Origin of the sequence: Streptomyces sp. NPDC012474 (assembly GCF_042955185.1) — a bacterium.
GTDB lineage: Bacteria > Actinomycetota > Actinomycetes > Streptomycetales > Streptomycetaceae > Streptomyces > Streptomyces cahuitamycinicus.
This window is the reverse complement of record NZ_JBIBEP010000001.1, coordinates 826,722-847,879: the sequence shown is the minus strand read 5'-3', so window position 1 is coordinate 847,879 and position 21,158 is coordinate 826,722. Positions and strand designations below refer to the sequence as shown.

The window sequence follows — 21,158 nt, the reverse complement described above, 5'->3', positions numbered from 1 at the left end:
AGTTTCAGACTTGATCGTTCGGAGGCTCTGAATCTACCGGCAGGTAGGGGTGCTGTGAGCAGTGGATCAGGTGATTCACGCCACGACGGCACCGTGCCATGCTGTGTGATCACTCGTCCTCACGGACGGTCACGGAACGGGACCGACCCATGCCCGCGGAAGCCAAGGTGAGCGCCAAGGTGAACAAGCCGGCCAAGGTGGAAGCCAGAGCGGCAGCCCCCGTCTCCCCGCCCCTCACGGAGCGGCAGGAGGCCCGCCGCCGCCGCATCCTGCACGCGAGTGCGCAGCTGGCCAGCCGGGGCGGCTTCGACGCGGTGCAGATGCGCGAGGTCGCGGAGTCCTCGCAGGTGGCGCTCGGCACGCTGTACCGCTACTTCCCTTCCAAGATCCATCTGCTGGTCGCCACCATGCAGGACCAGTTGGAGCACATGCACGGCACGCTGCGGAAGAAGCCCCCGCAGGGCGAGACGGCGGCCGAGCGGGTCGCGGAGACACTGATGCGGGCCTTCAGGGCACTGCAGCGCGAGCCGCATCTGGCCGATGCGATGGTCCGCGCGCTGACCTTCGCCGACCGCAGCGTGAGCCCGGAGGTCGACCAGGTCTCCCGCCAGACGACGGCGATCATCCTGGACGCGATGGGCCAGGAGAACCCGACCCCGGAGCAGCTCTCGGCGGTCCGGGTCATCGAGCACACCTGGCACTCGGCGCTGATCACCTGGCTGTCGGGCCGCGCCTCGATCGCCCAGGTGAAGATCGACATCGAGACGGTGTGCCGTCTGATCGACCTGACGGCACCGGCCGCTCCGTAGGCCCCCGGACACGACGAGGACCTACGAGACGGGTTCCCTTCGCCGGCATGGTCCGGATCAGGTACTGGGGGTCGCCTTCCGGGCGCCCGGCCTTACGGCCCTGCGTCCTTCCGGCCTCTCAGCCCTACCGTCGCAGTCGGCACCAGCGGAAGCCGAAACTTCCCGCCGACGTCGGCCGCTCCGGTCGGACTCCCTCACTCGCCTCGTAGGCCGATTTCCAGGATAAAACGCCAGCAAGGGAATGCAACCCCGACTATCCAAGATTTTTCGGGCGCTGCGGGCGCTACCGGCTCTACGGGCACTACGGGCCCTACCGGGCGCCAACGGCCCTACCGGGCGCTACTCCTCCGGCGGGAACACCGCCTCCCCGCTGTCACGCAGCGTGATCGTGATCGCCTCCGCCGGGCAGCATTCGGCCGCCTCCAGCACCCGCTCGTTCGCGTCCATGTCCGGGGCGGCCGGACGGGACTGGCGGGCGGCGTCCAGGCGGAAGCCGTCCGGCGCGTGGTGGAGGCACTGCGCGGAGCCGATGCACAGGGAGCGGTCGACCTCGACGTGCCAGCGGTCGCCCATCGCTACGCCTGCGCCGGGAGGTGGATCATCTTGTGCTCCAGGTACTCGCCGTACCCCTCGGGCCCGAACTCCCGCCCCAGGCCCGAGCTCTTGTAGCCGCCGAACGGGCCGAGCATGTCCAGGCTGAAGGTGTTGACGGAGTACGTGCCCGTGCGGACCTGACGGGCGATGTCGATGCCGTGCTCGACGTCGGCGGTCCACACGCTGCCGCTGAGCCCGTAGTCGGAGTCGTTCGCGATCTTCACGGCGTCGGACTCGTCGTCGTAGGGCAGCAGGCAGATCACCGGGCCGAAGATCTCCTCGCGGGCGATGCGCATGGAGTTGTCGACGTCGCCGAAGAGGGTCGGCTCGACGTACCAGCCGCGGTCCAGGCCGGCCGGGCGTCCGCCGCCGGTGAGGATCTTGGCGCCCTCCTCCTGACCGATGCGGATGTAGTCGAGGTTGCGCTGCTGCTGCCGCCGGGCCACCAGCGGGCCCACCTGGGTCGCCGGGTCCAGCGGGTCGCCGACCTTCAGGGCGCCCGCCGCGGCGGCGAAGGCGTCGGCGAACTCGTCGTAGCGGGAGCGCGGCAGGAGGATGCGGGTCTGGGCGACGCAGGCCTGGCCGTTGTTCATCCAGGCCGCCGGGGCGATGCCCGCGACGGCCGTCCCGACGTCGGCGTCGGGCAGGACGACGGCCGCGGACTTGCCGCCCAGTTCGAGCGTCACGCGCGTGAGGTTGCGGGCGGCCACCTCCATCACGCGCTTGCCGGCCGCGACCGACCCGGTGAAGGACACCTTGTCGATGCCGGGGTGCCCGACCAGGTACTCACTGACGTCCCGGTCGGCGGGCAGGATCGACAGCACGCCCTCCGGCAGCCCGGCCTCGCGGGCGATCTCGCCGAGCAGATAGGCGTCGAGCGGCGACTCGGGCGACGGCTTGAGGACGACCGTGCAGCCGGTGAGCAGGGCCGGGGCGAGCTTGGCGGCGGCGACGAACTGCGGGACGTTCCATGGGGCCACGGCGGCCACGACCCCGACGGGCTCGCGGCGTACGAGGATCCTGCCCAGCACACCGTCGCGCTGCTCCTCGTAGGTGAAGTTCCGGGCGACGGTGATCGCCGAGTCCCAGACCAGCACCGCGCCGAGCGCCTGGGCGAGGACGCTCCAGGAGTACGGCGAGCCGTTCTGGGCGGAGATCACGCGGGCCATCTCGTCGTGCCGGAGGGCGATGGCGTCCTTGATCCGGCCCACGACCTCGATCCGCTCGTCGAGGCTCATGCGCGGCCAGGGCCCCTCGTCGAACGCCCGCCGGGCCGCCGCCACGGCCCGGTCCACATCCGCCGTCGAGGCGTGCGGGACGCGCCCGATGACCTCCTCGGTGTGCGGTGAGACCACCTCGATGACGTCCTGGCCCAGGGGGTCGGTCAACTCCCCGCCGATGAACAGCTGTCCGTGTTCCACGAGCTCGGTCATGGCCGACTGCCTCCCCGGGGACGCTCTCTGACGATGCATCAGGTAAGCCCACTGATACCAGCCCCGCCCCGAGGAGTCCACGGACCGCGCACCACGAGGAGACTCCTCGCTGTAACCCGTTCTAGTTATAGTGACGGGGAGCCGGCGACAGGGGAGCCCATGACACAGGTGACCGACCACGGCGGAGGCGTCCGGTCCCTCCGGGTCCCGATCCCGGACAACCCGCTCGGCCACACGCTGGTGTACGTCGTCGACACCGACCGCGGCCCGGTGCTGATCGACACCGGCTGGGACGACCCGGAGTCCTGGGACACCCTCGCCCAGGGCCTCATGGCCTGCGGCACCTCGGCGGCCGAGATCCACGGTGTGGTCATCACCCACCACCACCCGGACCACCACGGCCTGTCCGGCCGGGTCCGTGAGGCGTCGGGCGCGTGGATCGCGATGCACGCGGCGGACACCGCGGTCGTACGGCGGACCCGGGAGGCCCGTCCCGAGCGCTGGTTCTCCTACATGGTGGCCAAGCTCGCCGCGGCCGGCGCTCCCGAGGAGCACATCGCCCCGCTGCGGGCGCCCCGGTCCCGCGCCCTGCCCGGCCTCTCCCCCGCCCTGCCCGACCGCGACATCGTCCCCGGCGAACTCCTGGAGCTGCCCGGCCGCCGCCTGCGCGCGATCTGGACCCCGGGGCACACACCGGGCCACGTCTGCCTCCACCTGGAGGAGACCCACCCGGCCCAGCTCCCTGGCCGTGGCCGCCTGTTCTCCGGCGACCACCTGCTGCCCGGCATCACCCCGCACATCGGCCTGTACGAGGACCCCGAAGAGACCACTGTCACCGACCCCCTGGGCGACTACCTCGACTCCCTGGAGCGCGTCGGCCGGCTGGCCCCCGCCGAGGTCCTCCCGGCCCACCAGCACCCGTTCCCGGACGCCGCCGCCCGCATACGCGAGTTGCTCACCCACCACGAGTCCCGCCTGACCGCCCTGCTCGCGCTGCTCGCCGAGCCCCTCACTCCCTGGCAGCTCGCCGAGCGCATGGAGTGGAACCGCCCCTGGGACCAGATCCCGTACGGTTCCCGCACCATCGCCGTCTCGGAGGCCGAGGCGCATCTGCGGCGGCTGGTGAAGCTGGGCCGGGCGGAAGCGGTGCCGGGGAGCGACCCGGTGACGTACGCGGCGGCGTGAAGACGGCGCAAGCGCAGGGCAACGCGAGGAGCGGGGGCATCGGCCGGGCCGACAGCGGGGCACGTCGGCACCCCGGCGGCAGCCCGGCCGCCCCCTCGGCCGAATTTCACGTGCAGGTACAGTAAGCGGGTCGTCATCACACCGTACGGGGGGAAGCCGGTGCAATTCCGGCGCTGACCCGCAACCGTGAAACCGTCCACCGCGGCGGTGAGCCGGATCGCCTCGTACGGTTTCGTGACCGGCTCACGTGCCCGGCAGACCGCCGGTGCGCGGCACCGTCGAGGTTTACGGAGCCGAGCCGCCGGGATGTCCCGTGCTGCCCGGCTCCCCCACAGGGAGAGGCACCCGCCGATCATGAACGTCCGCCGCAGCGCCGCGGTCCTGGCCGCCGTCGCCGTGATCGGCGCCGCCACCCCGGCCGCCGCCGACCCGTCCCCGTCGCCGTCCCAGGCGTTCCCCTCCGCCCTGTACGGCGACAAGGACCCGAAGTTCGACGGCGTCTGGCGTCAGTCGCTCGCGCTGCTCGCGCAGGACACCGTGGGTGTGAAGCCGGCGGCGAAGTCCGTTGAGTGGCTGACACGGCAGCAGTGCGAGGACGGCGGCTTCGCCTCCTACCGCTCCGATCCCACCACCGCGTGCGACGCCAAGACCATGCTCGACACCAACGCCACGTCGGCGGCCGTGCAGGCCCTGGCCGCGCTCGGCGGGCACGACGACACCACGCGCAAGGCCGTCGGCTGGCTGAAGTCCGTCCAGAACGAGGACGGCGGCTGGGGCTACTCGCCCGGCGGGGCCAGCGACACCAACTCGACGTCGGTCGTCATAGGCGCGCTCGCCGCCGCGGGCGAGAAGCCGGAGCAGGTCGAGAAGGACGGCAGGTCGCCCCACGACGCGCTGCTGAAGCTCGCCCTGCCGTGTGGCGGGGACGGCGACGGCGCCTTCGCGTTCCAGCCGGACAAGAAGGGCAAGCTCGCCGCCAACGCGGACGCCACGGCGGCCGGTGTGCTCGGCACGCTGGGCAAGGGCATGGTCGTCGAACCCGGCGAGAAGTCCGACGCGACCTGCGAGAAGGCCGCGACGCCACAGCAGGCGGCGGCGAACGGCGCGGGCTACCTCACCGCCGCCCTCGCCAAGGACGGCAACCACCTCATGTCCGCCCTGGCCGGTGCCGAGCCGCAGCCCGACTTCGGCAACACCGCCGACGCGGTCGTCGCGCTCGCCGCGCGGGGGGACACCGAGCAGGCGGAGAAGGCCGTGCGGTGGCTGGAGAAGAACTCCGCGTCCTGGGCCGCGCAGAGCGGCCCGGCCGCCTACGCCCAGCTGATCTTCGCCGCCCACGCGACGGGCACGAACCCGCGTGACTTCGGCGGCGCGGACCTCGTCAAGCAGCTGGGCGCGACGGGCCCGGCCCCTCAGACCGCCGAGAAGACCAAGACAAACGCCTCGGACGAGAAGGAGGACTCCGGCTCGGACTTCTTCGGGGTCTGGTGGTACGTCGGCGTCTGCCTGGTCGCCGGCATCGGCATCGGGTTCCTGTTCACCGGCCGCAAGAAGCAGCGGCAGCTGTGATCCGCAGGGCCCTTCTCCTCCTCCTGGCCGCGCTCCTGCTGTGCACGGGGGCGGGCCAGGCCCAGGCCGCCGGTTACCGGTACTGGTCGTTCTGGGAGCGCGACGCCGGCCGCTGGGTCTACGCCACCCAGGGCCCGTCCCTGGCCCGCCCCTCCGATGGCGACGTCCAGGGCTTCCGCTTCGCGGTGAGCGAGGACTCCGCGAGCGCGGTCCGGCCGCGCGGCACGGCCGACTTCGCGTCGATCTGCGCGAAGACGCCCGCGCTGGAGGGCAGGAAGCGGGTGGCCCTGGTCATCGACTTCGGCACCCCCTCGGACGCCCCGGGGGGTGAATCCCCGCCCGCCGCCCGCACGGCCTGCGCCCGGGTCTCCCCCGACGCGACGACGGCCGAGGCCCTGGCGGCGGTGGCCAAGCCACTGCGTTACGACACCAACGCCCTCCTGTGTGCGATATCGGGCTATCCGGAGAAGGGCTGCGGCGAACAGGTCTCCCAGAAGCAGCAGCCTGCGGCGGAGAAGAGCTCCCCGTCGGACGGCGGGCCGTCCCTGGGCCTGGTCGCGGGTATCGCCGTGGTGGTGCTCCTGGGAGGGGCGGCGATCTGGCAGGTACGACGGCGTGGCTAGCGGTATCCGGCGCCGGAACCGTGCCCAACTGCACCCCGGCGCCTGGTGGCTCTGGGCGCTGGCCCTCGGCACCGCCGCCACCCGCACCACCAACCCCCTGCTCCTCGCCCTCCTCATCACGGTCTCCGCCTACGTCGTGGCCACCCGCCGCCCCGACACCCCGTGGTCCCGCTCCTACGGCGCCTTCGTCAAACTCGCCCTCGCCGTGATCCTCATCCGCCTCGTCTTCGCGATCGTGCTCGGCTCCCCCATCCCGGGCACGCACACCCTCCTCACCCTCCCCGAAGTGCCCCTCCCCGCCTGGGCCCAGGGCATCCGGCTCGGCGGCGAGGTGACCGCGGAGGCCCTCACCTTCGCCCTGTACGACGGTCTGCGGCTGGCCACCCTCCTCATCTGCGTGGGCGCCGCGAACGCCCTCGCCAACCCCTCCCGTCTCCTCAAGTCCCTCCCGGGCGCCCTGTACGAGATGGGCGTCGCGGTCGTCGTCGCCCTCACCTTCGCCCCGAGCCTGATCGCCGACGTCCAGCGGCTGCGCGCCGCACGCCGTCTGCGCGGGCGCCCGGACCGGGGCATCCGGGGCCTGCTGCACGTGGGACTCCCGGTCCTGGAGGGTGCTCTCGAGCGTTCCGTCGCCCTGGCCGCCGCGATGGACGCCCGCGGCTACGGCCGTACCGCACAGGTCCCGCCCGGCGTACGCCGCACCACAGCCGCCCTCACCCTCGGCGGCCTGCTCGGCGTCTGCGCGGGAACGTACGGTCTCCTCACGGCCGAGGGCGCCGCCTACGGTCTCCCCGTGCTCCTCGCGGGTCTCGCCGCCGCCCTCGCCGGCCTCAAGCTCGGCGGCCGCCGGTCACTGCGCACCCGCTACCGCCCGGACCGCTGGGACGTGCGCGCCTGGCTGGTCGTCGCCTCCGGCGTCGCGGTGGCGGCCCTGCTCGCCCTCGCCGCGGTCCGCGACCCCGCCGCCCTGCACCCGGGCGTGGTCCCCCTGGTCGCTCCCGCCCTCCCCCTCTGGCCGGCCGCGGCCGTACTGCTCGGCCTGCTGCCCGCGTTCGTCGCCCCTGATCCCAAGGAGCTGTCGTGATCCGCTTCGAGGACGTCTCCGTGACCTACGACGGGGCCGCCGAGCCCACCGTCCGGGGCATCGACTTCGAGGTCCCGGAAGGTGAACTCGTCCTGCTGGCGGGCCCGTCCGGCGTCGGCAAGTCCACCGTCCTGGGCGCGGTCAGCGGACTCGTCCCGCACTTCACCGGCGGCACCCTGCGCGGCCGGGTCACGGTCGCCGGGCGCGACACCCGCACCCACAAGCCGCGCGAACTGGCCGATGTCGTGGGGACGGTCGGCCAGGATCCGCTCTCCCACTTCGTCACGGACACCGTCGAGGACGAACTCGCCTACGGCATGGAGTCGCTGGGCCTTGCCCCGGACGTGATGCGCCGCCGCGTCGAGGAGACGCTCGACCTGCTGGGTCTGGCCGGTCTGCGCGACCGGCCGATCGCCACGCTCTCCGGCGGCCAGCAGCAGCGCGTGGCGATCGGCTCGGTCCTCACCCCGCACCCGGGCGTCCTCGTCCTGGACGAGCCGACCTCCGCGCTGGACCCGGCGGCCGCCGAGGAGGTGCTGGCCGTCCTCCAGCGGCTGGTCCACGACCTCGGCACGACGGTCCTCATGGCCGAACACCGCCTGGAGCGCGTCATCCAGTACGCCGACCAGGTCGTCCTGCTTCCGGCCCCGGGCGCACCCCCCGTCCTGGGCGACCCGGCCGAGGTGATGGCCGTTTCCCCGGTGTACCCGCCGGTGGTGGCCCTGGGCCGCCTCGCTGGCTGGGCCCCTCTGCCCCTGACGGTCCGCGACGCCCGGCGCAGGGCGGCGGATCTACGCGCACGACTCGGGGTACGCGAGGGCATCGAACCTCAGGGGCGCGGGGCTGTGATCGATATGCGGCTGCCGCCGCGCGGGCGCGACAAGCCACGGACAACCCGCACCCGCGAGCGGCCGGCACGGACCGGCCCCATAGGCGAAGTACGAGCCCTCTCCGTACTCCGCGGCCGCGTCCAGGCCCTGAGCGACATCGACCTGACCATCACCCCCGGTGAGACCATCGCCCTCATGGGCCGCAACGGCGCCGGAAAGTCCACCCTGCTCAACGCCCTGGTCGGCCTCGTCAAGCCCAGCTCCGGAACCGTCCGCCTCGGTGAGGCCACCCCTCACCGCACCGCACCGAGGGACCTCGTCCGCAAGGTCGGCCTGGTCCCCCAGGAGCCGCGCGACCTGCTCTACGCCGACACCGTCGCCGCCGAGTGCGCGGCGGCGGACCAGGACGCGGGCGCGGACCCCGGCACCTGCCGCGCCCTGGTCACCGAGCTGCTGCCCGGCGTCTTGGACGACACCCACCCCAGGGACCTCTCCGAGGGGCAGCGGCTCGCCCTCGCGCTGGCCGTCGTGCTGACCGCCCGGCCCCCGCTGCTCCTGCTGGACGAGCCGACCCGGGGCCTGGACTACGCGGCGAAGGCGCGGCTGGTCACGGTGCTGCGCGCGCTGGCCGCCGAGGGGCACGCCATCGTCCTGGCCACGCACGACGTGGAGCTCGCGGCCGAGATCGCTCACCGGGTGGTGCTGCTGGCCGAGGGCGAGGTGATCGCGGACGGCCCGACGGCCGATGTCGTGGTCTCCTCGCCGTCCTTCGCCCCGCAGGTCACCAAGATCCTCGCGCCCCAGCACTGGCTCACGGTCTCGCAGGTCCGCGAGGCCCTGCGCCCCGAGGCCGGCTGATGGGCACCTCGGCCACGATCCAGCGACAGGCCCGGGCCGTCCGTCTCGGCCCCCGCTCCCTCGCCGCCCTGGCGCTGGTCAGCGCGGTGGGCGTCGCCGGCTTCGGCTGGCCCTTCCTCGCCCCGCCCGGCTCGCGGATCGGCGCGCACGCGCAGGACGCGCCCTGGCTCTTCGCGGGCCTGCTGGTGCTGCTGGTGGCGGTCGTGGCGGCCGCGATCTCGGAGTCGGGTCTGGGCCCGAAGGCGGTCGCGATGCTCGGCGTGCTGGCCGCCACGGGAGCGGCCCTGCGGCCGATCGGCGCCGGTACCGCCGGGATCGAGCCGATGTTCTTCCTGATGGTGCTGAGCGGCCGGGTGCTCGGCCCGGGCTTCGGGTTCGTCCTCGGCTCGGTGACGATGTTCGCGTCCGCGCTGCTCACGGGCGGGGTCGGGCCGTGGCTGCCGTTCCAGATGCTGGCGATGGGCTGGTTCGCGATGGGCGCGGGCCTGCTGCCGGGCCCGGACCGGCTGCGCGGCCGGGCCGAACTCGGGATGCTCGCCTGTTACGGCTTCGTGGCCGCGTTCGCCTACGGCACGGTGATGAACATGGCGGGCTGGCCCTTCATGAGCGCCCTCGCCTCGAACGTGGCCTTCGATCCGCACGCGGCGGTCGCCGCGAACCTGGCCCGTTTCGTCGCGTACTGCGTCGCGACGTCGCTCGGCTGGGACCTGGGGCGGGCCGTCGTCACGGTCGTCCTGACGCTCGCCCTCGGCCCGGTGGTCCTCAGGGCGCTGCGCCGGGCGACGCGCCGGGCGGCCTTCGAGACGCCGGTCACGTTCGAGGCGCCCCGGCAGTGAGGCCCCCCACATGACCCGCGTCACGTACGAAGCGGGTTCGTAGACGTCCGGTCCCGGTCAGACGCCCGGTGCCGCGCCGGACATGCGGCCCGGCCTAGTAAGACAGGGCTTTGCCGGTACGGGCGGGCCCTGTTTCCCTGGACGACCAGGCGACGGCCCCCTGATCCCCGGGGCCGTCGCCTGTGCCATGTCCGGACCGGTACGTCAGCCCGTGCTCACCGGAAGCTCCTTCACTCCGTTGATCCACGCCGAGCGCAGCCGGCGCGGGTCCCCGACCAGCTTCAGCCCGGGCATGGCGTCGGCGATCGCGTTGAAGATGAGGTTGATCTCCAGCACCGCGAGGGACTTGCCCAGGCAGTAGTGCGGACCGCCGCCGCCGAAACCGAGGTGCGGGTTGGGGTCGCGGGTGACGTCGAAGGTCTCCGGCTCGTCGAAGACCTCGGGGTCGTGGTTGGCCGAGGCGTAGAACAGGCCCAGCCGGTCCCCCTCGCGGATGCGCTTGCCGCCGAGTTCGGTGTCCTGGGTGGCCGTGCGCTGGAAGGCGGCGACCGGGGTCGCCCAGCGCACGATCTCCTCAGCCGCCGTCTCGGGGCGGTCGCTCTTGTACAGCTCCCACTGGTCGGGGTGGGTGAGGAAGGCGTGCATGCCGTGGGTGATGGCGTTGCGGGTGGTCTCGTTGCCCGCGACGGCCAGCATCAGCACGAAGAAGCCGAACTCGTCGGAGCTGAGGTTGCCCTCGTCCTCCGCCGCGACGAGCTGCGTGACGATGTCGTGGGCCGGGCACTGTTTGCGGTCGGCGGCCATGTTCATCGCGTAGGCGATGATCTCCGTGGCCGACTCGGCGCTGACCTCCTCGGTGATGGCGTACTCGGGATCGTCGTACGCGATCATCTTGTTGGACCAGTCGAAGATCTTGTCCCGGTCCTCCTGCGGGACGCCCATCAGCTCGGCGATCGCCTGGAGGGGCAGCTCGCAGGCGACCTGGGTGACGAAGTCGAACGGCCCGGAGTGCGCGCGGGCGTTTTCGACGATGGAGTGGGCCCGGTCGCGCAGCCGCCCTTCCAGCGCCCGGATCGCCCGGGGCGTGAACCCGCGCTGCACGATCTGCCGGACCCGGGTGTGCTCCGGCGGGTCCATGTTCAGCAGGATCAGCCGCTGCGCGTCGATGGAGTCGCGCTCGATGTGCTCGTTGAAGCGGATGATCGCCGTGTTGAGGGACGACGAGAACAACTCCGGGTGCGTGGAGACGTACTTGACGTCGGCGTGCCGGGTGACGGCCCAGTAGCCCTCGTCCTGGAAGCCGGCGAGTCCGGCCCGCTGCGCCACCCAGCAGACCGGTTCGGCCCTGCGCAGCTCGGCGAACTCCGGCAGGGGCACGCGGTGGTGCAGCAGGTCGGGGTCGGTGAAGTCGAACCCGTCGGGCAGCGCGGGACAGGGCATGGGCGGCTCCCACCACTCGTACCGACTCTGAGGTCTGACGGCCCATCAGCTGTGCGGAGTTGCGGTGACGGTAGTAACGGGTTCTACAAGTAGCAAGAGGCACGGCCCCGCCAATTGCCCGCACGACTATTGCGGTCACCGAGCAGCCCTCAGCACACTACTCACAGAACTAGAACGCGTACTAGCTCCGCTGAGCCTCCCGGAGAGGACCCGCACCCATGGCTGCCGAACCCGTGATCGTCGAAGCCGTACGCACCCCCATCGGCAAGCGCGGCGGCGCGCTCGCCAACCTGCATCCCGCCTACCTCCTCGGCGAGACCTACCGTGAACTCCTCGGCCGCACCGGCATCCCAGCCGACTGCGTCGAGCAGATCGTCGGCGGTACCGTCACGCACGCCGGCGAGCAGTCCATGAACCCCGCGCGCTCGGCCTGGCTGACCATGGGGCTCCCGTACGAGACGGCAGCGACGACCGTCGACGCGCAGTGCGGATCGTCCCAGCAGGCCTCGCACATGGTGGCCAACATGGTCGCGGCGGGCGTGATCGACGTCGGCATCTCGTGCGGGGTGGAGTCGATGTCGCGGGTGCCGCTGGGGTCGGGGTCGAAGCACGGGCCGGGCAAGCCGTTCCCCGACGAGTGGAACGTGGACCTGCCCAACCAGTTCGAGGCGGCCGAGCGCATCGCCCGCCACCGGGGCCTGACCCGCGAGGACGTCGACGCGCTCGGTCTCGCCTCGCAGGAGCGGGCCGCGCACGCCTGGGCGGAGGAGCGCTTCAAACGGGAGACGTTCGCGGTTCAGGTCCCCACGACCGAGGCGGAGCAGCACGCCGGGCAGGGCATGTGGCGCCTGGTCGACCGGGACGAGGGTCTGCGCGACACGTCGGCGGAGGCGCTGGCCGCCCTGAAGCCGATCATGCCGACGGCGGTGCACACGGCCGGCAACTCGTCGCAGATCTCCGACGGGGCGTCGGCGGTCATGTGGGCGTCGAAGCGGATGACGCGGGCGCTGAAGTTGCGCCCCCGGGCCCGGATCGTGGCCCAGGCACTGGTGGGGTCCGACCCCCACTTCCACCTCGACGGCCCGATCGACGCGACGAACGCCGTGCTGGGCAAGGCCGGGATGTCGTTGAAGGACATCGACCTGGTGGAGATCAACGAGGCGTTCGCGTCCGTGGTGCTGAGCTGGGCGCGGGTCTTCGACCAGGACCTGTCCAAGGTCAACGTCAACGGCGGCGCGATCGCGCTCGGGCACCCGGTGGGAGCGACCGGGGCCCGGCTCATCACGACGGCACTTCACGAACTGGAGCGCGCGGACAAGGAGTTCGCGCTGATCACCATGTGCGCGGGGGGCGGTTTGGCCACCGGCACGATCATTCAGCGGATGTAGTCGTCCAGTTGATAAACGTGGTGAACGTGGCGGGGTCGAGCGTGAGGATCGGTCCCGCCGGGTTCTTTGAGTCGCGTATGGCCACAGCGGTCTCCGCAGTATGTGCGACTTCGAGGCACTGGCCGCCCTGGTCGCCGCTGTACGTCGACTTACGCCACTGCATCTCCATAGCGATCCTCCATTACGCGCCGGATGAGCTCCGCCGAGTCGGTGAGGGAAAGCGCGGCGGCCCGGAGGTGATCGTAACGGAGCGAACACTCTCTGACCGTGTCCGGGTTCGCGGTCGGATGCCCGCTGCCATACCCCTCCGTGTAGACGATGGTGGGGTCGGTCGAAAATCGGTAGACGTCGAACGAGCCTTGCAGACCCGGGTGCGCACCCGCCGAGAACGGCAGCACCTGGATGTTGAGCCGAGGGTTGCTCTCGAACGACAACAGGTGCGCGAGTTGCTCTCGCATCACCTCCGGGCCACCGATCTCCAAGTACAACGCGGCCTCACTCAGGACTGCCCAGAAGACCGGCGGCTCCCCCTTCTCGAAGACGCGTTGACGAGCCAGGCGGACTGCCGTGCGGTCTTCGAGGTCGCTCCTGTCAAGCGCGCCGAGCACAGCCTGCGCGTATCCCTGGGTCTGAAGCAGCCCGAGGACCATGTGCGTCTGGAAGGAGCAGATCTCGGTTGCCCGGATCTCCAGCTCGGCCACCTGCTGGAACCAGGCCGGGAGCCGACTGCGCAGCACCAGTTCGACCAGCCGGGAGAACAGGCCGTCCGTGCCCAGCGCCGCATCCGCCCGTTCACTGAACTCCGGCGTCGGAACCTTCCGTGCTGTCTCGATCTGGCCCACCAACGAGCCGGTGTAGTTGAGGATTCCCCCGAGCTGCTTCAGCGTCAGGCCAGCCGCCTCTCGATGGCGTCGTAGCTCGAAACCGTAATAGTCGAGCGGTGAGGCACCCGGATCAAGGGCGTTGATGTGGGTCACGGCAGAAGCCCCTCTCACGCAACCCGGTCCACAACGGAACCGGTTGTATCCGTTCTGTAGCCGAGGGTAGTCACCGCACGTCAGCCTCGTCTCGTGAACGAATACATTCCCGCCCAGTACGCGATGCGCCTCACCGTCGGCTCACACGCCCCCCGGCACGTCCGCCGTATCGTCCGCTCCTTCCTCGAAGAGTGGCGCATGCCCGAGCTGTCGGACGCGGTGGAGCTGGGTGTGACGGAGCTGCTCGCGAACGTCGTACGGCACGTCCCGGACCGCCGCTGCGCACTGCTGTTGCTGCGGCAGCCCACGGGCGTACGGGTGGAGGTCACGGACGGCAGCGAAGAACTGCCGTGCACACCGGACGGGTTGGACACCGAGGCCGAGAACGGCCGCGGGCTGCTCCTGCTCGACGCGATGGCCGACAAGTGGGGCGTGTCGCTGCGGTCCGGGGGCGGAAAGACCGTGTGGTTCGAATGCGGGGCCGACTCCTCCCGTGAACGACAGGCCGCTTCGATGTCTTGATCTTCCCCCCCTCTGGCCGAATGGAATCGGAGGATCCGGTTTCAGCCCCCCGCTGGCCGGTTGGTGTCTTCTGAAGACACTTCCCGCATGCAACCGTTCATGATCCGTCCGTGCGGCGGGACTTTTGTCGGCCCGTCCACTTCGCTCTTCCAGTGCCAGGTGATGAAACGACGTTGAAGGTACTGCTTGCGAACGCCCCCAACCCCACGGCGAACAGGAACGCCTCGAACTACGCCTGCTATCCGCACATCGGGGTGGTCCAGCTCGCCACCGCCACGCGAGAGGCCTTGGGCAGCCGGGTCGACATTCGAGTCGTCGACGGCGGCATCAGCAACACCGAGACCGTGCAGCAGGCCGTTCGGGCCTTCGAGCCCGACGTCGTCGGGATCAGCGCGCTGACACCGACTTACTCGGAAGCCCTGAGGATCGCCGAAACCGCGAAGGCATGCGGGGCCAAGGTTGTCCTGGGTGACGACCACGCAATCTTCTTTCCTGAAATGATCCTCCGCAACAGGCCGCAGATCGACTATGTGATAGCCAACGACGGTGGCGAGATCCCGTTTGTGGAACTGGTCCGCGCTCTGACCGACGGCACCAGCGTGACCGAGGTGTCCTCGCTCGCCTACCGGAACGAGGGCCGGATCCACCTCAATCCGGCACCGAAGTACGCACTGTCGCTGCGCAACACCATTCCGGACCTGTCCTTCATCGACGACGTGCTCGACGTCTATGCCCACAACTACCGCTCGCAGTTCGGCCATCTGCACGGCCACCAGGTGCGACCCGTGACGGTGAACAACGCACGCGGGTGCGAGAACGGACACAAGCGCTGCACCTACTGCTCCATCGCCGACCTGACCGTCAACACGGGGGACCCGCGGGGTTTCTGGTTAACGCTCGACCGGTACCACCGCGAGCACGGGATCAACCTGTTCTTCGAGGTCTACGACAGCTTCACCGCGAGCCCCCGCTACGTGGACGCCCTCATCGACGCCACCCCGCCGCATCTGAAGCGCCGTATCGACGACGGTGAACTCCAGATCATGGTCTACGCACGCGCCCTCGGGCTGACCAAGCGCAACAACGTCGACAAGCTCCGGCGTCTGGGCGTCACGCGCGCCAACATCGGCCTGGACGCGGCTGACCCCGAAATGCTTGAGGCGCAGCGGAAGAACAAGACAACAGGCGAGACCAATCTCGAAGCCATCCGCATGCTGAACGACGCGGATATCTCGGTCCATGCCTCGTACATCGCCGGCGCCCCCGGAGAGCGGCCGGAGACGCTGGATCGCACCATCGCCGGCATCCGGCAGATGCTGGGCGAGGTCGAGCTCTCCTCGGTCGAGTTCTCGCGCTTCATCCCGTTGCCGAACAGCCCGGCATGGGATCTGCTGGTCGACTACGAGCGGCCGAACTTCTTCAGGAGCAGCGCCGAGATCGACAGTTACCTGGCCGCTCTGGGGATCACGGTGACGCGCGAGGAACGGGAGAAGATGTTCGCCAGGTTCGGTGACAAGGACTTGCTCGACATCGACGAACTGGGAGCGTTCTGGGCGGACAACTTCACACACATCAGTGAGGAGCACGCTCTGGAGCGCATCGGCGAGGTGGACGAGATGGTGAGCGCGCACAACGTGCGCACGGGAAACAACGTCGGATAGCCGTGGACCCCGGGGGCCCGTCCGATGCCGGGCCCGCGAGGGCGAAGAGGAAGGTGCCGGAATGCTGGGAGTGGAGAACCTGCTCACCTATGCTCTGGGCGCTGCGCTGATCATTGTTCTGCCGGGGCCGAGTTCCCTGTTCACGCTGTCGGTCGCGGCACGGCTGGGAGTCAGGGCCGGATATCGCGCCGCGGCAGGAGTGTTCCTGGGCGAGAGCCTGCTCATGATGGCAACAGCGGCCGGTCTCGCTTCGCTGCTCCAGACCAACGAGCTGCTGTTCGCCATCGTGAAGTACGCCGGGGCCGGCTATCTGACCTGGATCGCCGTGGGCATGCTGCGGGCGGCATGGGCTATGTCGCGACGCCGCGACGAGAAGAGCGGGGAGGACGCGCCGGCCCGGGAGCCGTCGACGGGTGGGCGGTTGTTCCGGCGCTCGTTGGTGATCACCATCCTGAACCCGAAGGCGATCTTGTTCTTCATCTCGTTCTTCGTGCAGTTCGTCGACCCCGGCTACGCCTACCCGGGGTTGTCCTTCGGCCTGCTCGCACTCGTCTACCAACTCATCAGCGTCGCGTACGTGTCGGCGCTGATCCTCGGCGGCACCTATCTCGCCGCGCAGTTCCGCCGTCGCCGAAAGCTGACGGCAGGCTTGACGACGGGGGCGGGAGCGGTGTTCCTCGGTTTCGCGGCGAAGCTGGCCACGACAAGCAACTGAGGGCTGCCGGTGAGTACTGGATCAGCTCGCAGTACGGTCCTTCCGCAGATCCGCCGCCTCACCGTCGGCTCGCACGCCCCCCGCCACGTCCGCCGTATCGTCCGCTCCTTCCTCGAAGAGTGGCGCATGCCCGAGCTGTCGGACGCGGTGGAGCTGGGTGTGACGGAGCTGCTCGCGAACGTCGTACGGCACGTCCCGGACCGCCGCCGCGCACTGCTGTTGCTGCGGCAGCGCACGGGCGTACGGGTGGAGGTCACGGACGGCAGAGAAAGACCGTGTGGTTCGAACGCGGGGCCCGCTAACAGAAGGGAGCACCCGGCGCGTTGGCCCAGAAGGAGAGGAACGACCAGGTCTGCGCTCCGATGCGCCCGTCCACGACGATGCCGGCGCACTGCTGGAAGGCCCTGGTCGCGGACTGCGTGACTCGGCCGAAGTCCCCGTCCTCGTCGAGGCCCGCGCCGATCGCCTGGTTGAGGTAGCACTGGGCTTGCCGGACCGCCGCTCCGGACGATCCCAGGCTGAGGGACGGCCGGCTGTCGGTGAAGTCGCAGATGTCATGCGGCCCCTGGGTCACGAGGACTGTTGGACGATTCACCTTCTCTACGACCTGGGCCTGCTTGACCTCGTCAGTCGCCGAAGCCGCAGCCGGTGCTCCCGCGAGGGAGATGGGGAGAGCCAGCGCCGCTACGGCGATGAGCACACGTCGCATGCCGTTCACCTCCAGAGAGGGTGCCTTGCTCTCATCGTGCGCGGCCCTCACCCGGGCTGCATCTCGGGCGGGTTGCATCGTCAACCAGTCACCCGCGTACGGTCTTTCGGGTCAGCACGTGGTTGCCGCTCGGCCGCCGCGGTGGTGACCGTCCGAGGGCCGGACAGCAGGTACGTGAGTCCGAAGCCCGCCGCCACCACCACCGCTCCCCCGGCCGCGTCCAGCACCCAGTGGTTCGCCGTCGCGACGATCGACAGGGCGGTGAGCAGCGGATGCAGCAGGCCCAGCGCCTTCATCCACCACCGTGACGCCAGGACGGCGATCATGACACCGCACCACAGCGCCCAGCCGAAGTGCAGGGACGGCATGGCCGCGTACTGGTTGGTGAGGGCCGTGAGCGTGCCGTAGTCGGGCTGGGTGAAGTCCTGTGTGCCGTGCACGGTGTCGATGAAGCCGAGCGTCGGCATCAGCCGGGGCGGGGCCAGGGGGTAGAGCCAGAAACCGACGAGGGCCAGCAAGGTGGCGAAGCCGAGGGTGGAGCGGGCCCAGCGGTAGTCGCCGGGGCGACGCCAGTAGAGGACCGCGAGGACCGCCAGCGGCACGACGAAGTGGAACGACGTGTAGTAATGGTCCGCGAAGTCCCGCAGCCAGTCGATTCCGACGACGGTGTGGTTGACCCAGTGCTCGATGTCGAGCCGCAGGGTGCGCTCCAGTTCGTAGATCTGCATGCCGTGCTCCTCGGCCTCGGCGCGCCCGGCCGAGTTGCTGCCGCCGGTGGCGGCGAGGCGGACCTGGGAGTAGGCGGCGTAGGTGACGCGGAGGAGGAGCAGCTCCAGGAGGAGGTTGGGGCGGGTGAGGACACGGCGCAGGGCCGGCAGCAGCGGCAGGTGCCGGAAGCGGGCCGGAACCGCGGGGGCGTGGGCGGCCGGCAGCGGCGATCGCCAGGCCGGCGAGGTGCGGGACAGGAACGGCACGGCGGTGGCGGCGGCGAGCGCGGTCAGCAGGACGACGTTGTCCCGCACGGGGCTCAGGGACGCCATGTTCGGCAGGATCATTTTGGCCGGCAGGGTCATGACCAGGACGACGGTGACCGGCCACACGTACCGGTCCGAGGCGCGTCTGCCGGCCCGGCCGACGACGGCGAGCAGCACCCACAGCAGCTGGTGCTGCCAGGCCGTCGGCGAGACGACGATCGCGGCGCAGCCGGTGATCGCGACGGCGAGCAGCAGTTGACCGTCGCGGAAGCAGCGCACGGCCCTGCGCAGGGCCAGGACGGCGACGGCCGCGCCGAGCGCCAGGAAGAGCGCGATCTCCAGGGGGCCGTTCAGGCCGAGCCGGAGCAGGGCGCCGTGCAGGGACTGGTTGGCGAGGTCGTCGGCCGGGCCGCCGAGGCCGACGCCGGCCATGTGGTGGACCCAGTAGCGGTGGGAGTCGTGCGGCATCGCCGCCCAGGCGAGGCCGGTGCAGGCGGCGAAGGAGACGCCGGTGGTGAGCGCCGCGCGTCTGCGCCCGGTGCACCACAGCAGGGGCGTGAACAGCAGCAGGGTGGGCTGGAGCGCCGCCGCGACGCCGATGAGCAGGCCGCTGGTGCGCTGGCCGCGGGCGGTGAAGCAGCCGAGCAGGACGAGCAGGACCGGGATGATGCTGGTCTGGCCGAGCCACAGGGTGTTGCGGACGGGCAGGGACAGCATCAGCAGGCTGACGGCGACGGGTGCGGCCAGCTGTGCGGTGCGGCGGCCGACCGGCTGGGGCAGGGCGCGGGCGGCGATCAGGCCCAGGGCGACGACGAGCAGCAGCGTGCCGAAGGTCCAGCCCCAGCCGAGGGCCTGTTCGGCCGAGCGGGTGAGCGGCTTGAGGGCGAGGCCGCCGAAGGGTGTGCCGGTGAAGCGGGTCGAGTCGTAGAGCGAGCCGTTCATGTGCAGGACGCCGTTCGGCCCGACCCAGGTCTCCAGGTCGGTCAGCCGCTCACCGCGCGGGGTGGCGAGGACGACGGCCACCTGCCGGACGGCGAGGAGGGCGGCGACCAGCCACAGCCCGAGGCGGGCGGCGCGCAGGCGTGGGTGAGCCCCACCGGTGGCCGTAGCTCCGAAGCCTTCCGGCGGTCGTCCGCCGTGATCCGCATGCGCCACGTCTCGTCGGCCTCTCGCACCAGTTCATCCCGCATGTCCTGAATGCGGGAATTCCTCCTGCGAACCCTATGAGGAATGCACGGTTCCGGAGAAGAGGACGCGGGCGGCGGCGACCGTGCGCGAGCGGGGTGAGCACTCCGCGCGGACGCGATATGGATCACATGAAGAGCGGTGGTGAACCGCTTTCCGTCGGGCAGAAACACCAGCACAGCCGCGATTTACGTGCAGTATGCAACGAAGAACGTACCGCCCGTAAGCGGAGCAAATCCGCCTATCATCGCTCTTTCGGCCCGTACGACAGCGCCGCCGCGCGGGACCGCGTCCCTGTCCCCGTCGAAAGGTAGGCGAGCGAGTCTTGTCGACTGCCTCAGTCGTCGCCCCCGCGTCCCTCGTGAAGACCCGCACGGCGAAGACCCCCGACCCCACCGTCACCGACCCCGCGCTCGTCAGGCGCGCCGTGAAGGCGGCCGCCCTGGGCAACGCGATGGAGTGGTTCGACTTCGGCGTCTACAGCTACATCGCGGTCACGCTGGGCAAGGTCTTCTTCCCCTCCGGCAACCCCACCGCCCAGCTGCTGTCCACGTTCGGCGCCTTCGCCGCGGCCTTCCTGGTCCGCCCGCTCGGCGGCATGATCTTCGGCCCGCTCGGCGACCGTGTCGGCCGCCAGAAGGTCCTCGCCCTCACCATGATCATGATGGCGGCCGGCACCTTCGCGATCGGCCTGATCCCGTCGTACGCGACGATCGGCGTCGGCGCGCCGGCCCTGCTCCTGGTGGCCCGCCTCGTGCAGGGCTTCTCCACCGGCGGCGAGTACGCGGGCGCCTCCACGTTCATCGCCGAGTACGCCCCCGACAAGCGGCGCGGCTTCCTCGGCAGCTGGCTGGAGTTCGGCACGCTCGCCGGCTACATCGCCGGCGCGGGCCTGGTCACGGTCATGACCGCCCTGCTCTCCACCGACGACCTGACCTCCTGGGGCTGGCGCATCCCGTTCCTGATCGCGGGCCCGATGGGCATCATCGGCCTCTACCTGCGGCTGCGCCTGGAGGAGACCCCGGCGTTCGCGGCCGAGGCGGAGAAGGCCGAGAACGACCGCCCGAAGACCCCGCTGCGCGAGATGGTCGCCGGCCAGTGGCGCGCGCTGCTGCTCTGCGTCGGCCTGGTGCTGGTCTTCAACGTCACCGACTACATGCTCCTGTCGTACATGCCGAGCTACCTGACCGGCCAGCTCCACTACGACGAGACACACGGTCTGCTGGTCGTCCTCGGTGTGATGGCCGTGATGATGATCGTCCAGCCGTTCGCCGGCGCCCTCACCGACCGGGTCGGCCGCCGCCCGGTGATCGCCGCCGGCTGCGCGGGCTTCCTGCTGCTGTCGGTCCCGGCCCTGCTGCTGATCCGCGAAGGCAGCCTGCTCGCTGTCGCGCTCGGCATGGGCGCGCTCGGCATGCTGCTGGTCTGCTTCACCGCGTCGATGCCCTCGGCGCTGCCGGCGCTGTTCCCGACGAAGGTCCGCTACGGCTCGCTGTCGATCGGCTTCAACGTCTCGGTGTCCCTGTTCGGCGGCACCACTCCCCTGGTGGTCACGGCCCTGATCGGCGCCACCGGGAACATGATGATGCCCGCGTACTACATGATGGCCGCGGCCGTGATCGGCGGATTCGCGGTGTGGCGCATGGCCGAGTCGGCGGGGCGTCCGCTGCCCGGATCGGCGCCCTCCGTGGCGGGTCGACACGCCGGGTGAGATCCCGCTGACAGCGATCCGCACCACTATCTTCGTCAGCGCCAGTAGTCAGGGA

At 70.7% G+C, this 21,158-nt stretch carries 19 protein-coding genes, 1 pseudogene and 1 riboswitch; of the genes and pseudogenes, 13 read left to right on the top strand and 7 right to left on the bottom strand.

Annotated features, from left to right (window positions below; all coding sequences use genetic code 11):
* The first annotated feature begins 149 nt into the window (after positions 1 to 149).
* Positions 150 to 809 (top strand): TetR family transcriptional regulator, encoded by a 660-nt coding sequence (locus ACFY9S_RS03790; RefSeq protein WP_102912559.1) that lies wholly within the window; start codon positions 150 to 152, stop codon positions 807 to 809.
* A 339-nt stretch (positions 810 to 1,148) separates the two neighbouring features.
* Here ACFY9S_RS03790 and ACFY9S_RS03785 read toward each other — a convergent pair whose 3' ends face one another.
* Both ACFY9S_RS03785 and ACFY9S_RS03780 read right to left on the bottom strand, forming a co-directional pair.
* Entirely contained in the window at positions 1,149 to 1,382 is a 234-nt protein-coding gene (locus ACFY9S_RS03785; RefSeq protein ID WP_391122380.1) for a ferredoxin, read from the bottom strand.
* Positions 1,383 to 1,384: 2 nt separating this feature from the next.
* Positions 1,385 to 2,836, bottom strand: a complete 1,452-nt coding sequence (locus ACFY9S_RS03780) for an aldehyde dehydrogenase family protein (protein ID WP_391122377.1) — start codon at positions 2,834 to 2,836, stop codon at positions 1,385 to 1,387.
* A 159-nt stretch (positions 2,837 to 2,995) separates the two neighbouring features.
* Between ACFY9S_RS03780 and ACFY9S_RS03775 the strand changes: the two genes are divergently transcribed.
* From ACFY9S_RS03775 to ACFY9S_RS03750, 6 genes are all read left to right on the top strand, one after another.
* Positions 2,996 to 4,021, top strand: coding sequence for an MBL fold metallo-hydrolase (locus ACFY9S_RS03775; protein WP_391122374.1), 1,026 nt, complete (start codon positions 2,996 to 2,998; stop codon positions 4,019 to 4,021).
* A 105-nt stretch (positions 4,022 to 4,126) separates the two neighbouring features.
* Positions 4,127 to 4,265: riboswitch (cobalamin riboswitch) on the top strand.
* Between the two features lie 110 nt (positions 4,266 to 4,375).
* Positions 4,376 to 5,590: a prenyltransferase/squalene oxidase repeat-containing protein gene (locus tag ACFY9S_RS03770; RefSeq protein ID WP_391122371.1), complete on the top strand. Its 1,215-nt coding sequence runs from the start codon at positions 4,376 to 4,378 to the stop codon at positions 5,588 to 5,590.
* Positions 5,587 to 6,213, top strand: coding sequence for an SCO2322 family protein (locus ACFY9S_RS03765; protein WP_391122368.1), 627 nt, complete (start codon positions 5,587 to 5,589; stop codon positions 6,211 to 6,213). The genes ACFY9S_RS03770 and ACFY9S_RS03765 overlap by 4 nt, the downstream gene beginning before the upstream one ends.
* A complete protein-coding gene (locus ACFY9S_RS03760; protein ID WP_391122365.1) occupies positions 6,206 to 7,297 on the top strand; it encodes a CbiQ family ECF transporter T component in 1,092 nt (363 codons plus the stop codon). Before ACFY9S_RS03765 ends, ACFY9S_RS03760 begins: the two co-directional genes overlap by 8 nt.
* Positions 7,294 to 8,985 (top strand): ATP-binding cassette domain-containing protein, encoded by a 1,692-nt coding sequence (locus ACFY9S_RS03755; protein WP_391122362.1) that lies wholly within the window; start codon positions 7,294 to 7,296, stop codon positions 8,983 to 8,985. Before ACFY9S_RS03760 ends, ACFY9S_RS03755 begins: the two co-directional genes overlap by 4 nt.
* Positions 8,985 to 9,821 (top strand): ECF transporter S component, encoded by an 837-nt coding sequence (locus ACFY9S_RS03750; RefSeq protein WP_102910316.1) that lies wholly within the window; start codon positions 8,985 to 8,987, stop codon positions 9,819 to 9,821. Before ACFY9S_RS03755 ends, ACFY9S_RS03750 begins: the two co-directional genes overlap by 1 nt.
* A gap of 204 nt (positions 9,822 to 10,025) precedes the next feature.
* Here ACFY9S_RS03750 and ACFY9S_RS03745 read toward each other — a convergent pair whose 3' ends face one another.
* Positions 10,026 to 11,261: a cytochrome P450 gene (locus tag ACFY9S_RS03745; RefSeq protein WP_391122358.1), complete on the bottom strand. Its 1,236-nt coding sequence runs from the start codon at positions 11,259 to 11,261 to the stop codon at positions 10,026 to 10,028.
* Between the two features lie 218 nt (positions 11,262 to 11,479).
* Between ACFY9S_RS03745 and ACFY9S_RS03740 the strand changes: the two genes are divergently transcribed.
* Positions 11,480 to 12,649 (top strand): steroid 3-ketoacyl-CoA thiolase, encoded by a 1,170-nt coding sequence (locus tag ACFY9S_RS03740; RefSeq protein WP_391122355.1) that lies wholly within the window; start codon positions 11,480 to 11,482, stop codon positions 12,647 to 12,649.
* On the opposite strand, the gene ACFY9S_RS03735 is transcribed toward ACFY9S_RS03740, so the two are convergent.
* Together ACFY9S_RS03735 and ACFY9S_RS03730 are read right to left on the bottom strand one after the other, a co-directional pair.
* Positions 12,633 to 12,812, bottom strand: a complete 180-nt coding sequence (locus ACFY9S_RS03735; RefSeq protein WP_391122961.1) for a DUF397 domain-containing protein — start codon at positions 12,810 to 12,812, stop codon at positions 12,633 to 12,635. The genes ACFY9S_RS03740 and ACFY9S_RS03735 overlap by 17 nt on opposite strands.
* Complete coding sequence (locus tag ACFY9S_RS03730) at positions 12,799 to 13,626, bottom strand: Scr1 family TA system antitoxin-like transcriptional regulator (protein ID WP_391122352.1); 828 nt, start codon at positions 13,624 to 13,626, stop codon at positions 12,799 to 12,801. Before ACFY9S_RS03730 ends, ACFY9S_RS03735 begins: the two co-directional genes overlap by 14 nt.
* 93 nt (positions 13,627 to 13,719) lie before the next feature.
* Here ACFY9S_RS03730 and ACFY9S_RS03725 point away from each other — a divergent pair, with 93 nt between their 5' ends.
* The 4 genes and pseudogenes from ACFY9S_RS03725 to ACFY9S_RS03710 form a co-directional block, all read left to right on the top strand.
* Positions 13,720 to 14,148, top strand: coding sequence for an ATP-binding protein (locus ACFY9S_RS03725; RefSeq protein WP_391122349.1), 429 nt, complete (start codon positions 13,720 to 13,722; stop codon positions 14,146 to 14,148).
* A gap of 152 nt (positions 14,149 to 14,300) precedes the next feature.
* Positions 14,301 to 15,809, top strand: a complete 1,509-nt coding sequence (locus tag ACFY9S_RS03720; RefSeq protein ID WP_391122346.1) for a cobalamin-dependent protein — start codon at positions 14,301 to 14,303, stop codon at positions 15,807 to 15,809.
* A gap of 61 nt (positions 15,810 to 15,870) precedes the next feature.
* A complete protein-coding gene (gene leuE, locus ACFY9S_RS03715) occupies positions 15,871 to 16,524 on the top strand; it encodes a leucine efflux protein LeuE (RefSeq protein ID WP_391122343.1) in 654 nt (217 codons plus the stop codon).
* Between the two features lie 48 nt (positions 16,525 to 16,572).
* A pseudogene (locus ACFY9S_RS03710) lies at positions 16,573 to 16,797 on the top strand (ATP-binding protein); the annotation flags it as partial.
* Between the two features lie 25 nt (positions 16,798 to 16,822).
* Here ACFY9S_RS03710 and ACFY9S_RS03705 read toward each other — a convergent pair.
* Both ACFY9S_RS03705 and ACFY9S_RS03700 read right to left on the bottom strand, forming a co-directional pair.
* Positions 16,823 to 17,233, bottom strand: a complete 411-nt coding sequence (locus ACFY9S_RS03705; protein WP_391122340.1) for a peptidoglycan-binding protein — start codon at positions 17,231 to 17,233, stop codon at positions 16,823 to 16,825.
* Between the two features lie 80 nt (positions 17,234 to 17,313).
* A complete protein-coding gene (locus ACFY9S_RS03700) occupies positions 17,314 to 19,362 on the bottom strand; it encodes a phosphatase PAP2 family protein (RefSeq protein WP_391122337.1) in 2,049 nt (682 codons plus the stop codon).
* Between the two features lie 355 nt (positions 19,363 to 19,717).
* Between ACFY9S_RS03700 and proP the strand changes: the two genes are divergently transcribed.
* Positions 19,718 to 21,103 (top strand): glycine betaine/L-proline transporter ProP, encoded by a 1,386-nt coding sequence (gene proP / locus ACFY9S_RS03695; protein WP_391122334.1) that lies wholly within the window; start codon positions 19,718 to 19,720, stop codon positions 21,101 to 21,103.
* The last annotated feature ends 55 nt before the right edge of the window (positions 21,104 to 21,158 follow it).